We start from the raw sequence: 13,587 nt of genomic DNA, 5'->3' as shown, positions 1-13,587 counted from the left end.
GTAGTTGCAGGTAGTATTGTTATGCGTAAGCAGGAAAAGGGATTTACCCTCATTGAACTCATTATCGTCATTGTCATACTCGGCGTACTGGCGGTGGTTGCCGCCCCCCGCTTTGTTGACTTCACCGATGACGCGCACCGCGCCACCGTATCGGGCACCGCCGCAGCTTTTGAGCAAGGGGTGAAGCAGGTGCATTATGCGTGGTTGATCCGCGGCAACAAACAGGCCGTTCAGGATTTCATTCCCATTTCAGACAGCGCTGTGGGCGGTGACCTGTCGGTCAATGAGTACGGCTATCCGGCGGATACCCGGGGCACCAGCCTGACGTTAAGCAGTGACAATGACTGTCTTGATGTTTGGCGAGCCGTACTCGCGACGCAGGACGCCAGTGTGGAAAATGACGACAGCGCAATGTATACCGCCACATACGATGGTGATTTCAGCTGTACTTACGATTACAACGCCGTAAGCGGTGTTTCGGTGATGTACAACTCCCAATCGGGCGAGGTAACTACCACGCTATAATCGCCAGTGCCGGCAAGAGTTCACTCGTGCTGTATTGCCGGCCCGCTGCACCGACCACGCCGCTCTGTTTTGCCATCAGGTTCATGCAGGGCGCTGACTTTTGGCCTCTTTACCCCACTACCGGCAGGTTTCTCTCTTTCAGATAATCCCATTTCACCATTACACCGTAAACGCTAGTCTGTATTGATCGCTACCCGGATTTTGCCGGGCGGTTATAACTGACTGGAGACTGTGTGCATCCCCGAGACTGGATGAGGGTTAACGACACTGGCTTATACTGTGAGCCTGCCGATGCGTATATCGACCCTATGGTGCCGGTCACCAGGGCCATCATCACACACGGCCATGCTGATCACGCCAGAGCCGGGCATGATCACGTTTATGCCACCCCCACTACCTTAAAAATCATGACAACCCGGTACGGGGAAGAGATGGCCAGAGAGCAAACTGCGCTGGATTACCGGCAGTCTGTGACACTGGGTGATGATAAAGATCCGGTAACTGTTACCTTTTATCCTGCCGGTCACATTGCCGGTTCGGCGCAGGCACTAATTGAGTATCGCGGAGCCAGACTGGTCATTTCGGGCGATTATAAACGACGTCCTGATCCCACATGTGAGCCGTTTGAGGTGGTGCCATGCGATGTGTTTATCACCGAAGCCACCTTTGGCCTGCCAGTGTTTACCCACCCCCCGATTGACCAGGAAATACAAAAGCTTCTTCATTCTCAACAGGTGTTTCCCGACCGTTGCCACGTGGTAGGCACCTATGCACTGGGAAAATGTCAGCGCGTGATACTGGCGTTGCGTGATGCCGGATACACCCGCCCACTCTATCTGCATGGTGCGCTTATTCGCCTGTGTGACCTTTATCAGGAACTGGGTGTGGCACTTGGCCCACTTGTGGCTGTCAGCGAGGTGGAAAACAAACAGGATCTGGCGGGTGAAATCATTCTGGCGCCGCCCTCGGCGCTGGCTGACCGCTGGTCTCGTTCACTGCCGAAAGTACGCACAGTGATGGCATCCGGATGGATGCAGATACGTGCACGGGCCCGACAGCGTCAGGCGGAACTGCCGCTGATAATCTCTGACCACTGCGATTGGCCGGAACTGCTGCAAACCCTTGAAGAAGTAAACGCACCGGAAGTATGGGTTACCCATGGCAGAGAAGATGCGCTTATTTATCAGGCAGAGAAAATGGGCTTTAACGCCCGCGCGTTATCGTTACTGGGGTATGAAGAAGAGGATGATAGCAGCGAATGAAAGCCTTCAGCGACCTGTTAGATCAGCTCTATTTCACCTCAGGCAATAATGCCAAAGCCGCCATTATTAAAGAGTACCTGCGCTCAACGCCCGACCCGGACCGGGGCTGGGCCATTGCCGCTATCGCAGGCACACTGAAATTCGACTTTTTTAAACGCAATACCGTAAAGACGCTGATGCTTGAACGGATTGATCCCGAATTATTCGCAATGAGCTACGACTACGTAGGCGAGATGAGCGAGACCGTAGCGCACCTCTGGCCCGACAGTCAGGCTACGCAAACAGACTCGATCCCGCGCCTTGCCGATATTGTCGAAGAGTTTCAGAATGCCAGCCGTCAGACAGCAGGCAAGCTACTGAGTGGCTATCTGGATTTGCTGGATGCGTCACAGCGCTGGGCACTGATAAAGCTTGGTACCCGCGGGCTGCGCGTTGGGGTATCAGCCAGAAGCATGAAGCAAATCCTTGCCAGTTACGGCAACGTCGATATAGAGGACATCGAATCGCTATGGCACGGCGTAGCGCCGCCCTACACTGAGCTGCTCGCCTGGCTTGAAGGCAAGGCGGAAAAACCGGATATTTCCGGTGAAGTCACCTTTCACCCGGTCATGTTGTCGCATCCCATCGATGATCAAACCCTTGAGCAGATAACGGTAAACGACTGGCAGGTGGAGTATAAATACGATGGAATTCGGGTACAGCTGGTCTGCACTGAAAAAGGCAAAGCCCTGTTCAGTCGCACCGGAGATGATATCAGTCAGGCGTTTCCCGATGTGCTTGAAGGCATTAGTGGCGATGGTGTGGTGGATGGTGAGCTGCTTATCATGCACGGCAAGGATGTTGACTCTTTTAATGCGCTGCAGCAACGGCTTAATCGTAAGAAACCACCCGCCAAATTAATTAAGTCGCTGCCCGCCGGCCTTATCCTTTACGATATTTTACGCAACGGCGACACCGATGTGACGCAATCTGCGCTGACAGAACGTCGACAAATACTCAGTCAGTGGATAGCCGGCCAGCAATGTTCGCATTTGCACCTCTCGCAAACTCTTAACCTGACAGACGCTGCGTCACTAAGAAAGAAACACGAACAGGCCTCTGATGATGTTGCTGTAGAAGGGCTCATGCTGAAGCGAAAAGACAGCCGGTATGTTCCCGGGCGGCCTAAAGGTCAGTGGTACAAATGGAAGCGCGATCCGAAACTGGTCGATGCGGTTATCATGTATGCACAGCGAGGACACGGCAAACGTTCCAGCTACTACTCCGATTTTACCTTCGGCGCATGGCAGGATGATAAGCTGCTGCCTATCGGCAAAGCCTACTCTGGTTTTACTGACGAGGAACTTAAAAAGCTGGACAACTGGGTCAGGCGCAATGCGGTTGGCCGTTTCGGCCCGGTCAGAGAAGTCAAAAAAGAACTGGTAATTGAAGTGGCGTTTGATGCAGTGCACCCTTCACCCCGCCACAAATCAGGCATTGCATTGCGTTTCCCTCGTTTTCACCGCATTCGCTGGGACAAACCGGCTGCGGAGGCAGATACTCTGGAGACCATCAAAGCGCTGATACACAGCACAGATTAGTGACTGGCCGCTACCGTTATGCCACGGTTTACTCGGTGTCGTCACCATGATTATTCATTGTTTGCAAATTAACCAACGCACGGAACCCCAAAAGGGTCTATACTCAATTATGTACCACAGTTTGGGCTAACAACACGTCAGCAACAGCTTTGACATACCGTAGACCGCAGAGTCACGCCGTTTTTCCACTTCAGGCAAATAACACATTACGCAGATCATTTAACTGTGGGGCTCATGCGCAGCAGGTGTCACTTCAAGCGTGCTGCCACAATGAATTCCAGGGCCCGTTAAGCCCTGCTCCAACGCCAGACTATAAGGTGCCCGACAAGTTCGCAGGGGCTTGATATGCAGCCCATACAAAATGACTTCCCTGTGTTCGCTACCGTACAGATTCACGTTGACCATGTTGCAATAATTATACAGATGGCAACGCCTACCACGTTTAAAAGGAAATACTATGAACGCGCAGATCCCGGTTTCCCCCGGACAAGTTACGCCTTTACATCCACTCACCACAAAAGAAGATCCACCTGTAGTCAGCCCGCACTGGCCCAAAGCACTTATTGTAAAGCGGAAAAGTCCAGAGCGCAGAGACGCCGGGCAACGACCTGAATAAAGTGAAGCCTGAACGTCAGCGTTGCCAGCGCTTGCGACAGTGCACTTAAGTCATATCGTTGCCATACCCAGCGTGTGTGAACGTGTTGTGTGCCTGAGAATATTATCATGATGTTTGTCATTGTCTGGCAGGACAAAATAAGGCGAAGAAACCGTGAAAACGAATTTCAGTGCACTTGACTCAATGAACCAATTGGGGATTCTGGCTTGCTACACAACGTTTATCCTTGCCATCACGCTGATTGACAGCCTTTCTTTCTTCACAGTATCACTCGCACCGCTACTGCTTTTACCGGTGGTGCTTTCAAGCTGGTATGGAGGCGTTCGCGTTGGGCTATTAATAGCATGTATCAGCGCCATTGCCGTCCTGTTTTCTCACAGTGTGGAGCTATCGTCAGGACTAACGCGAGTTGCTGTCTATTCATCGCTGGTCTATCTCACTGCATTCTGTATTCTGACCCTTCTGGTAAGCAATTTTAACGTTGCGTTTAAGATGCAAGCTGCTGCTGCAGAACATGATCCGCTAACCGGGTTACTTAATCTGCGAGGATTAACTACATTGATAAACGAAGAAATCGCCCGCTCTAAGCGCTACCACCATCCTTTTACTGTCGCCTATATTGATATTGATGACTTCAAGTCGGTCAATGACAGCGATGGGCACGCAAACGGTGACAGGCTTCTTTGTAACGTTGGCAAATTAATTTTGTCCTCTATCAGAGAAAGCGACTATACGGCAAGAATTGGCGGCGATGAATTCGTTTGTCTGTTACCGGAAACCGCGCAACAAGACGCCCGTCATGCGTTCAACAACCTGCGGACGAGGCTGGCGAATACCTTTGTTACAGAGCGAGTACCGGTGACATTCAGTGTGGGGGTTGTGACCTTCGAAAGTCCACCCGACAGCGTTCAGGAAGCACTGTCACTCGTCGACACCCTGATGTATAAAGTGAAAAAAGTTGGCAAAAACGACGCTGCCTACGAGATATACAACAGGCCCACTCTTCGTTAGCGCATCCGCTTTCCCATAGTTCGAAACCGCTTCCCCTGAATCCCGAATTTGTCATGTGATAGCGACCTTGTTGATACGCATGGAGCGTATCACGAGGTAAATACGCAACAGACTGGAAAAGTACACCTTCTCACTCACCCACCTCCCAGTAAGGTAGGGTTTTCGAGAAATACCCGTAATCGACGCTGCTCGGTCTCAGAAAAATCACGGCGAAGGCGGGCGGTTTTTTTTTCGTTAATCTGCGCTTGCGTCAGGTTTGATTCCGACAGGCTATTCATCCACTGCTGGTATGCATTGACGCGAGCCTTCCATTCTTCCTGAAGCTGCGATTTTTCCTGCATTCGCTGTGCAACATCATGGCCGAACTCAGCAGCTATAGCCTGATAACGTGTCTCTGGATTCTCGTAGGTATTGGCTAGCGAGCCAATGCGGTTTACTGCAAGGCTAGGCGCAAAGCTTGCCTGTTGATCAGCGGGCAGGGTAGCCAGCTGCGCATCAATAAGTCGCTGTTTTTCTGCATCAGACAAAGAGGCATCAGAAGCTATGCGCAGCCGTGCCAGCGCGGCCTCATCGTATTGCGCATCCTGTGAAAACAGATAATGGTATTCCTCGGCACTAAACACGTTGTGACGTAAATCGTTGCGGGCTTCAAGACGACTGGCGATGGCGTTAATGTCCTGCACATCTGCCTGCCCATCCAGGCTTTCCAGCTCGACTTTGTATTGTACATAACGCGCAAAAAGCGCTTCCAGGTAGGCCTGTGAATCAGACGTAAAGCCGCGCTTTGCTGCTGCTTTGGAATAAGCCTCTGTTAGTGCTGACGGGCTATTGTCTTCGTGCTCGAAAATAAACAGGTCGAATTCTGACTTCAAACCAAAGTGCAGTGAGAAGGTCTTACCGGTATCAGCGGTAGCAGCGGTTTCAGGCTGATTTTGAGAAAGAGACTGCGCCGGTTTCGAATTGGCCGCCATGTTGTCACTTCCTGCCTGCAGCGGAGTGGCACCATTTTCATCATCACCGACCAGCACACCATACAACAGGATCCCCAGCACAATGCCGGGGATCCCTGTCAGTAACAGCTTACGCACGCTTACAGACCAATCGACTTCAGACGATTTGCCTGGGTAATAAATACCTGAACCGGGTCTGTTTCAAACAGGTGGTGGATCCCTAACGTCTGATTCACCTCATCAAGATGGTTCATGCGATAATCATCACGGATAACGTATCCCAGCTGTGAACTACAGGACGACACCAGGCCATCATTCTTCTCACCAAACGCCAGTCCGGTAACTGCCAGTAACGGATCAGCCACATCCAGTACGTTGGTGTAGGTGCTGCCGCCGCTCCACGAGAAGTAGAACACGCCGTTATCCTCCAGAACTTTGCCATCGTTAGCGCAGTAGCTGCTTGGCAACCCCTCCGGATATCGCGCATTGAAACTCTGGCTGCCCTGGGTAGACAGGGAATTCAACGCGGCGATGCTGTCGGTGGGAAGCGCTGAAATACCGGAGCCTGATACCAGTTCCAGCACATTGGCGAAGGCGTTGAACACAGTGCCTGCAACGCCTTCCAGGGTGGAGCCATCCTGCAAACCGGCGCGGACAATATCAGCAACTTTGCTGCCGTGGTTCACCCCTGCAACCGATGTCACCGAAGCCACTTTCTCCGGTGCGACACTGGCCGCGTACCGGATAGTGGGGCCGCCGTGACTGTGGCCAATCAGGTTCACTTTATCCGCGCCTGAATGCGCAAGTACCTGGTCGATATATCCCAGCAACTGCTCGCCGCGAACTTCGCTTGAGTTAGCCGGTGACACGGTTGCGGTATACACCGTCGCCCCTTTGTTAGCCAGCTTGTAAGGAATTTTGTAAAAGTAATCAACCCATAAGACATCGTCAAAACCAAAAAGACCATGAACCAATACAATGGGATACTGGGTTTTGGCATACGTTGAGGCATTCGCCTGGGTAAAGGGCGTAATTAAAAAAGCCAAGAGTGCGGCGATTAGCAGTGTTCTTTTCATTATGTGTTCCTGTCGTCGTCCATCGCTCCCAACTACTCGGAGGTCAGATGTGTTAATAAGTTGTAACAGGATAGTTAATTGTTTTCGCTATTCAACCCCAGTGGTGAAGCTATGATCTGCATTGCGGTGACTTACACAGGCCAATAAAAATTTAACTGCATGATATAAAAGAAAAAACTAATAATCCGACAACAAATATAAACGACATTTACACAGTGTATCTTGAGGATAATTTTTATGAATGATGCTTGAGAATGAAATTAAGGGGAAACGAGTCAGGTTGTGGTCACACGTTAGCGCGTGACCACCTTGTTTGCGCCCTTAAGCAGGGCTTCTTTGTCAATTTTGTTGGGTACTTCAACACCGCGACGTGCCGCTGGCCTGGCTTCTATGCTGTTTTTCCAGCGTCGAAGTGATGACAGTCCGTCAATACTCACACCAGACCATTCGTAAGTACGCACCCAACACCAGTTAGCCATATCAGCAATACTGTAGTCACCTGCCAGCCATTCCCTGGAAGCGAGGTGTCCGTCCAACACCTCAAACAGACGCCGGACTTCATTTTGATACCGGTCAATGGCAACGGGTATTTTTTCTTCAAGATACCGGTGAAAAACATTCGCCTGTCCCATCATCGGACCGACGCCCCCCATCTGAAACATCAGCCACTGTATTACCTGACTTTTTTCTTTGGGGGTATCAGGTAAAAACCGGCCGGTTTTCTCAGCCAGATAAAGCATGATGGCCCCGGACTCAAATACCACATGATCGTCCGCGTCATGATCGACAATCACCGGAATGCGGCCATTCGGGTTCATGGCCAGAAAGTCCGCGGTTTTCTGCTCACCTTTCATCAGATTGACGGGGACTACCGTGTATTCAAGCCCCATCTCTTCAAGTGCTACAGAGGCTTTCCAGCCGTTCGGGGTCGCAGCGGTATAAAGCGTAATCATCAGGCTTTTGCACTCTCTCGCTGACTGACTCTTCCGTACCACTCTTTCAGGTTGTTATGCTTTTCCTGCAGACGAATATCCACTACCCGCCCAAAATCAATTGCGCAGAGTGCAGTGATGTCGGCAATGGTGAAGTGTTCTCCGGCAATATAGGGATAACGCTCCAGACGTCGCTCAAGAATGTTCAGGTACTTAGCAGCATTGACGCCCGCTTCTTTTCCGAAATCGGGAAACGGCGTCATGCGATCTTTAAAGTATCCCGTGGTGTGCTGGAAGCACATGCCTACCTGCAGCATCAGCGCCATTTCAACCTGACGCTGCCACATAGCAATGGTGGCTTTTTCCACCGGCGAGGTGCCCATTAGCGGCGGCTCCGGTTGTATAGCTTCAAAGTAGGTACAAATGGCATCGGTCTCCGCAATGCAGGTTCCGTCATCCAACTCCAGTACAGGCACTTTGCCCAGCGGATTTTTTGCACGCATTTCCGCACTCAGGTTTTCGCCTTTTTGAATATCAACCTGAACATAGTCCATGCTGATCCCCTTTTCAGCCAGGAACATGCGAACCCGACGGGGATTGGGCGCGGTTTTGGTTTCATATATTTTCATTTCTGACTCCGGCGGTTAATACGTTTGCCTGACTCACGCGTTCATTGGCACAGGCTGCAGATAACAATTCATTAACACTAAATGCCTTCGCGCTGCAGCGCAAATTAAACAAACTATGAAATATCTATTATTCAGATGAATGTCAGCATACGGCAGGTACAGCAGTGAACCTGGTCAGGTCAGACTATGAGTGTAATTCAGTCTCTTCGCAGATGCCTCAGACGTAGACCTCGGCGCTGCGAGAAAACAGTGGTAGGCAGCATGTTTAAAAATGCAGATTGCAGGGACTGTTCGGACCGGCTACTCAGCGCGCTTTTTTGCCTGATAACATTGCAGGTAGTTCACCGCGGTGCTGTCGCAGCACGACCAGGTTTGGGTAAATGGATTCATGCGCACGCCCGTCTCATGAATCAGGGTGAGGTTATCGCCGGTCCAGGCATTCAACTCTTCCGGTTTCACAAATTTCTTCCAGTCATGCGTGCCTATCGGGAGGTAACGCATGACATATTCGGCACCGATAATCGCCACAATATAGCTTTTTGCAGTCCGGTTCAGCGTAGCCAGAAACAATAACCCGCCGGGTTTTACCATCCGTGCACATTGCGCAATCAGCGCTTGCTGGTCCGGCACATGTTCGACAACTTCGGCGTTAATAACAATATCATATTGCCCGCCTTCCGCGGCCTTGTCTTCCGCCAGTTGATGCTGATAGGTAATATCCAGCGACTGCGACTCGGCGTGTCGCGTTGCGACCTCTACACTTAGTGCACTGGCATCTATGCCCAGCACATCTGCTCCGTGACGGGCGAATGGCTCACAAATAAGCCCCCCGCCAGAGCCTACGTCTAAAACCGTTTTGCCTTTCAGCAAGTCAGCAGATACAGGCTTGTTGAACTTTTTACTTAGCACCCGCAGCATTTCCTGCACCCGGGCTTCGTTGAAAGCCAGCGCCGTTTTGTATTTACCGTTTGGATCCCACCAGGATTCAGCGAGCTTATCAAACCGCGCGATTTCAGATTCAGACAGGTTCTGTTGTGGTTCTATCGGATCACTTAAACGACTTTTATCCAGCATATCAGTCTCATTTGCATACAGGTAAATACGACGAGCTCGTACTATGATACGGTTGACGACACAGAAAGATCCGGGGGAAACCGATGGCGAACGCAAAAAATATCTATGGAAAGCCGCTTCAGCTGTGCTGCGGAAATACCGGTTTTACGCGAGAAGGATTTTGCTACGTACCACCATCCGATTTGGGCAATCACAGCGTTTGCGCGGTAGTTGATGAAGCGTTTCTGGAATTTTCTCTTGCCCAAGGGAACGATCTCGTGACACCACGTCCTGAGCTGGCGTTCGACGGCTTGAAACCGGGCGACAAATGGTGCTTGTGCGCTGCTCGCTGGATGGAGGCCTATGAAGCCGGCGTTGCGCCCACGGTAAACCTGGCAGCAACCCACGAGAAAGCGCTGGATATCATCCCGCTGGCAGTTCTGGAGATGTACGCGCAATCTGACTGACATAAAAAAGCCGGACGCTGAGCGACCGGCTTGTGTTGCAATAAGTGCGGTTAAGTTGCAGAACGCTTGCTCTGCAACTATGAACAATCAGGCTTTGTGTGGATTACGAATAACCAGCAGCCGCGTTTCCGTCATATCTTCTATTGCATAACGGATACCCTCACGGCCCAGTCCGGAGTCTTTCACACCGCCATAAGGCATGTTGTCTACCCGCCAGCTTGGCACATCGCCAATGACGACACCACCGACTTCCAGTTCATCCCACGCTTGCTGAATTTTATAAATATCGCGGGTGAAAATTCCGGCCTGTAACCCGTAGCGGCTATTGTTAACCTCTTTTAGTGCCTCATCGTAGCTGTCGAAAGGCATCAGCACTGACAGCGGCCCGAAGGCTTCTTCGGCACTGGCGTCGCAGTCGGCAGGTACGTCTTCCATGACCGTCGCTTCCAGCATGGCGCCATCACGCTTCCCGCCGCAAAGTATTTTGCCTCCGGCCTTGTGCGCTTCCTGGATCCAATTGTCCAGTCGCTCGGCTTCATCTTCAGAAATCATTGGACCGATAAACGTATTTTCATCAGAGGGATCGCCTGATACCAGCGCTTCTACACGCTTCACGTAAGCAGCCTTGAACTCGTCATAAATTGCACGATGCACCAGCAAACGCTGCACGCTGATACAGCTTTGGCCAGACTGATAATATGCGCCTACGATGATCCGGTTGATAGCATCTTCAATATCAGCATCTTCATCCACGACGCAGGCCGCATTCCCGCCCAGCTCAAGCACAACAGGCTTCTTACCGGCTTTGGCCTTCAAGGCCCAGCCTACATCAGGTGAACCAGTAAAGCTGAGTAATTTCAGGCGCTCATCAGTGGTAAACAAATCTGCGCCATCGCGACTACAGGGCAATACCGAGAATGCCCCTTTGGGTAAGTCGGTTTCAGCAAGCACTTCGGCAATGATCAGCGCACCAATTGGCGTTTTCGATGCGGGTTTGAGTACAAATGTACAACCTGCAGCAATAGCCGGTGCAACCTTATGCGCCGCCAGGTTTAGCGGAAAGTTAAACGGCGAAATAAACGAGCACGGACCAATGGGCACTTTTTTCGTCATGCCCTGGTAACCTTTTGCCCGCGCTGATATTTCCAGATTGACCACTTCACCGTTAATACGTACGGACTCTTCCGAGGCAATACGGAAAGTATCAATCAGGCGGGTTACCTCGCCTTTCGCGTCATTAATCGGTTTTCCCGCTTCAATGCATAACGCATCCGCGAGCTCATCGAAACGTTCTTCAAAGCGTTTAATACAATGATCCAGCACCGCCTGGCGTTCATACGGCGTCATCTTGGTCATAGCCGGCTGCGCCTCCTCGGCAGCAGCAATCGCTTTATCGATGACCTCAGCATCAGCCAGTGCGACACGCGTGGCGACGTCACCGGTGTATTTGTTAGTAACTTCCAGGTCAGTATTGGCAAACACCGCTTCGCTTGCCAGATAATAGGGGTAGCTGTCCTTCATAGTGTTCTCCTTATAATTTTGCACTCAGTTCACGGATGGTGTGATGCAGGGTCTCATCATTCATGCTGTAATCAACAGGACAATCCACCACATGTACACCCGGTGTATTCAGGCACTCTTCAACGATGGGCCCCAGCGATTCCGCTGAGTCGACTCGCCACCCTTGCGCGCCATAACTTTGCGCATATTTAACGAAATCCGGATTACCGTAATCCAGACCAAATTCGTCAAACTGCATATTGCTTTGCTTCCATTTGATCATGCCGTAGGCATCGTCCCGCAGCACTACGACGACAATATCCAGGTTCAGACGCACTGCCGTTTCCAGCTCCTGGCTATTCATCATAAAGCCGCCATCTCCACACACGCTGAGCACTTTACAGTCGTTGTGTACCAGCTTTGCGGCAATAGCCGAAGGCAGTCCTGCGCCCATGGACGCCAGCGCGTTATCCAGCAACAGGGTGTTTGGCATATACGCCGGATAGTTTCTGGCAAACCAGATTTTATAAACGCCATTATCCAGCGTGACGATACCGTCCTCTGGCATGACTTTGCGGATGTCTCTCACAAAACGCTCGGGCAAAATCGGGAAACGGTTGTCATTCTCGGCTTCATTGCGGTGATTGACATAGGCTTCATGGACATCAAGGTAGAAATCCAGTTTCCAGTCGTTTTGTGGCGTAATGCCTTCTTTGATCTGCCAAACGCTGTTAGCGATGTCTCCCACCACTTCCAGCTGCGGGAAGTAAACCGGATCGACTGCCGCCGAATCGAAGTTGATGTGAATCACCTTCATGCCGTCGTGATGCATGAAAAACGGCGGTTTTTCTACCACATCATGGCCGACATTAATAATAAGGTCTGCCCGGGCGATGGCACGATGGACAAAGTCGCCATCCGAGAGGGCGGTATTGCCGACAAAGAGCTTGTCGCGCTCATCCAGAACGCCTTTCCCCATTTGCGTGGTGATAAACGGGATCCCGGTTTTATCGACAAATTCCCTCAGCATTTTCGCGGTTAGTTTACGGTTTGCACCAGCGCCAATGAGGATCACCGGCGATTTGGCTTTTTCAATCATGTCGATAGCAGCGTTAATTGCCTTGTACTCGGCAATCGGCCGGCGCGCCATACTTTGCTTTAACAACGGTAAACTGGTTTCTTCCTCTGCAATGTCTTCCGGCAACTCTATGTGCGTTGCACCGGGGCGCTCCTCGTGCGCGATCCGGAACGCTTCTCTGACCACCGACGGAATACGATCACCACTCACTACCTGAGAGGTATACTTGGTGATGGGACGCATCATATCCACAACGTCAATTACCTGAAACCGTCCCTGCTTACTGGTTTTAATCGGTTTCTGTCCGGTGATCATCAGCATTGGCATTGCTCCAAGCTGTGCGTAGGCGGCAGGCGTAACCAGGTTAGTGGCGCCCGGTCCAAGGGTAGACAGGCACACACCGACTTTTCCGGTCAGACGTCCGTAGGTCGCTGCCATAAAGCCTGCGCCCTGTTCATGGCGGGTCAGTACAAGTTTGATGTTAGAGGTTCTTAAGGACTCAAGAAGATCGAGGTTTTCTTCTCCCGGGATACCAAAGATATACTCCACGCCTTCGGCTTCCAGGGCTTTTACAAATAAATCTGACGCTTTCATCGTAAACAAACACTCCTTTTTTACGGCGTCGAGAAAGCACAGCACAGCCTACAGATACTCGTTGTCTGTCTTGCTGTCCGCGTATGCGCTCGCGCTTAAAAGGTTTTCAGAGACTGAAAACGGTTTCCTGCTTTCAGTTGGATACTATGCCTACGGTTTCCACCACGATTTCGATTACACGGATGTAATACTGTAAGTATGCTGGCGTAAACTGTATTTTCCCTATGGGCTTTGAATACCGCTAACACTAGGGTCTGTTGATCTTTACCAGAGAGATGAGAACGACAGGGTTGAAAGCCGGATAGAGGTAACAC

General features: G+C 51.2%; 13 protein-coding genes. 6 read left to right on the top strand and 7 right to left on the bottom strand.

Features of this window, described 5'->3' with window-relative positions; genetic code table 11:
* The first annotated feature begins 21 nt into the window (after nt 1-21).
* From JKP77_RS22550 to JKP77_RS11120, 5 genes are all read left to right on the top strand, one after another.
* Complete coding sequence (locus tag JKP77_RS22550) at nt 22-525, top strand: prepilin-type N-terminal cleavage/methylation domain-containing protein (protein ID WP_218311247.1); 504 nt, start codon at nt 22-24, stop codon at nt 523-525.
* 233 nt (nt 526-758) lie between these two features.
* Nucleotides 759-1,787 carry a ligase-associated DNA damage response exonuclease gene (locus JKP77_RS11135; RefSeq protein WP_218311246.1) on the top strand — a complete coding sequence of 343 codons (1,029 nt, stop codon included), beginning with the start codon at nt 759-761 and terminating at the stop codon, nt 1,785-1,787.
* Entirely contained in the window at nt 1,784-3,367 is a 1,584-nt protein-coding gene (locus JKP77_RS11130; protein WP_218311245.1) for a cisplatin damage response ATP-dependent DNA ligase, read from the top strand. Before JKP77_RS11135 ends, JKP77_RS11130 begins: the two co-directional genes overlap by 4 nt.
* Before the next feature lie 457 nt (nt 3,368-3,824).
* A complete protein-coding gene (locus JKP77_RS11125; RefSeq protein WP_218311244.1) occupies nt 3,825-3,983 on the top strand; it encodes a hypothetical protein in 159 nt (52 codons plus the stop codon).
* A gap of 153 nt (nt 3,984-4,136) precedes the next feature.
* Complete coding sequence (locus JKP77_RS11120) at nt 4,137-4,994, top strand: GGDEF domain-containing protein (RefSeq protein ID WP_338024864.1); 858 nt, start codon at nt 4,137-4,139, stop codon at nt 4,992-4,994.
* Nucleotides 4,995-5,128: 134 nt separating this feature from the next.
* On the opposite strand, the gene JKP77_RS11115 is transcribed toward JKP77_RS11120, so the two are convergent.
* The 5 genes from JKP77_RS11115 to ubiG form a co-directional block, all read right to left on the bottom strand.
* The gene (locus JKP77_RS11115) at nt 5,129-6,082 is read right to left on the bottom strand and encodes a lipase secretion chaperone (RefSeq protein ID WP_218311243.1); all 954 of its coding nucleotides are present in this window, start codon (nt 6,080-6,082) and stop codon (nt 5,129-5,131) included.
* A 2-nt stretch (nt 6,083-6,084) separates the two neighbouring features.
* On the bottom strand, nt 6,085-7,020 hold the full coding sequence (locus JKP77_RS11110; protein WP_218311242.1) for a lipase family alpha/beta hydrolase: 936 nt from the start codon (nt 7,018-7,020) through the stop codon (nt 6,085-6,087).
* A gap of 293 nt (nt 7,021-7,313) precedes the next feature.
* Nucleotides 7,314-7,973, bottom strand: a complete 660-nt coding sequence (locus tag JKP77_RS11105; protein WP_218311241.1) for a glutathione S-transferase family protein — start codon at nt 7,971-7,973, stop codon at nt 7,314-7,316.
* Entirely contained in the window at nt 7,973-8,581 is a 609-nt protein-coding gene (locus JKP77_RS11100; RefSeq protein WP_218311239.1) for a glutathione S-transferase family protein, read from the bottom strand. The genes JKP77_RS11105 and JKP77_RS11100 overlap by 1 nt, the downstream gene beginning before the upstream one ends.
* Before the next feature lie 300 nt (nt 8,582-8,881).
* On the bottom strand, nt 8,882-9,655 hold the full coding sequence (gene ubiG, locus JKP77_RS11095; RefSeq protein WP_218311238.1) for a bifunctional 2-polyprenyl-6-hydroxyphenol methylase/3-demethylubiquinol 3-O-methyltransferase UbiG: 774 nt from the start codon (nt 9,653-9,655) through the stop codon (nt 8,882-8,884).
* An 83-nt stretch (nt 9,656-9,738) separates the two neighbouring features.
* Between ubiG and JKP77_RS11090 the strand changes: the two genes are divergently transcribed.
* On the top strand, nt 9,739-10,101 hold the full coding sequence (locus JKP77_RS11090; RefSeq protein WP_218311237.1) for a DUF2237 family protein: 363 nt from the start codon (nt 9,739-9,741) through the stop codon (nt 10,099-10,101).
* Between the two features lie 87 nt (nt 10,102-10,188).
* Here the strand turns inward: JKP77_RS11090 and JKP77_RS11085 are convergent, their stop codons facing one another.
* Entirely contained in the window at nt 10,189-11,622 is a 1,434-nt protein-coding gene (locus tag JKP77_RS11085) for an aldehyde dehydrogenase family protein (protein ID WP_218311236.1), read from the bottom strand.
* Nucleotides 11,623-11,632: 10 nt separating this feature from the next.
* Complete coding sequence (locus tag JKP77_RS11080) at nt 11,633-13,273, bottom strand: acetolactate synthase large subunit (RefSeq protein ID WP_218311235.1); 1,641 nt, start codon at nt 13,271-13,273, stop codon at nt 11,633-11,635.
* Nucleotides 13,274-13,587 lie beyond the last annotated feature (314 nt).

The organism is Alteromonas antoniana (assembly GCF_019249295.1).
GTDB lineage: Bacteria > Pseudomonadota > Gammaproteobacteria > Enterobacterales > Alteromonadaceae > Alteromonas > Alteromonas antoniana.
This window is presented reverse-complemented; position numbering and strand designations above follow the sequence as displayed.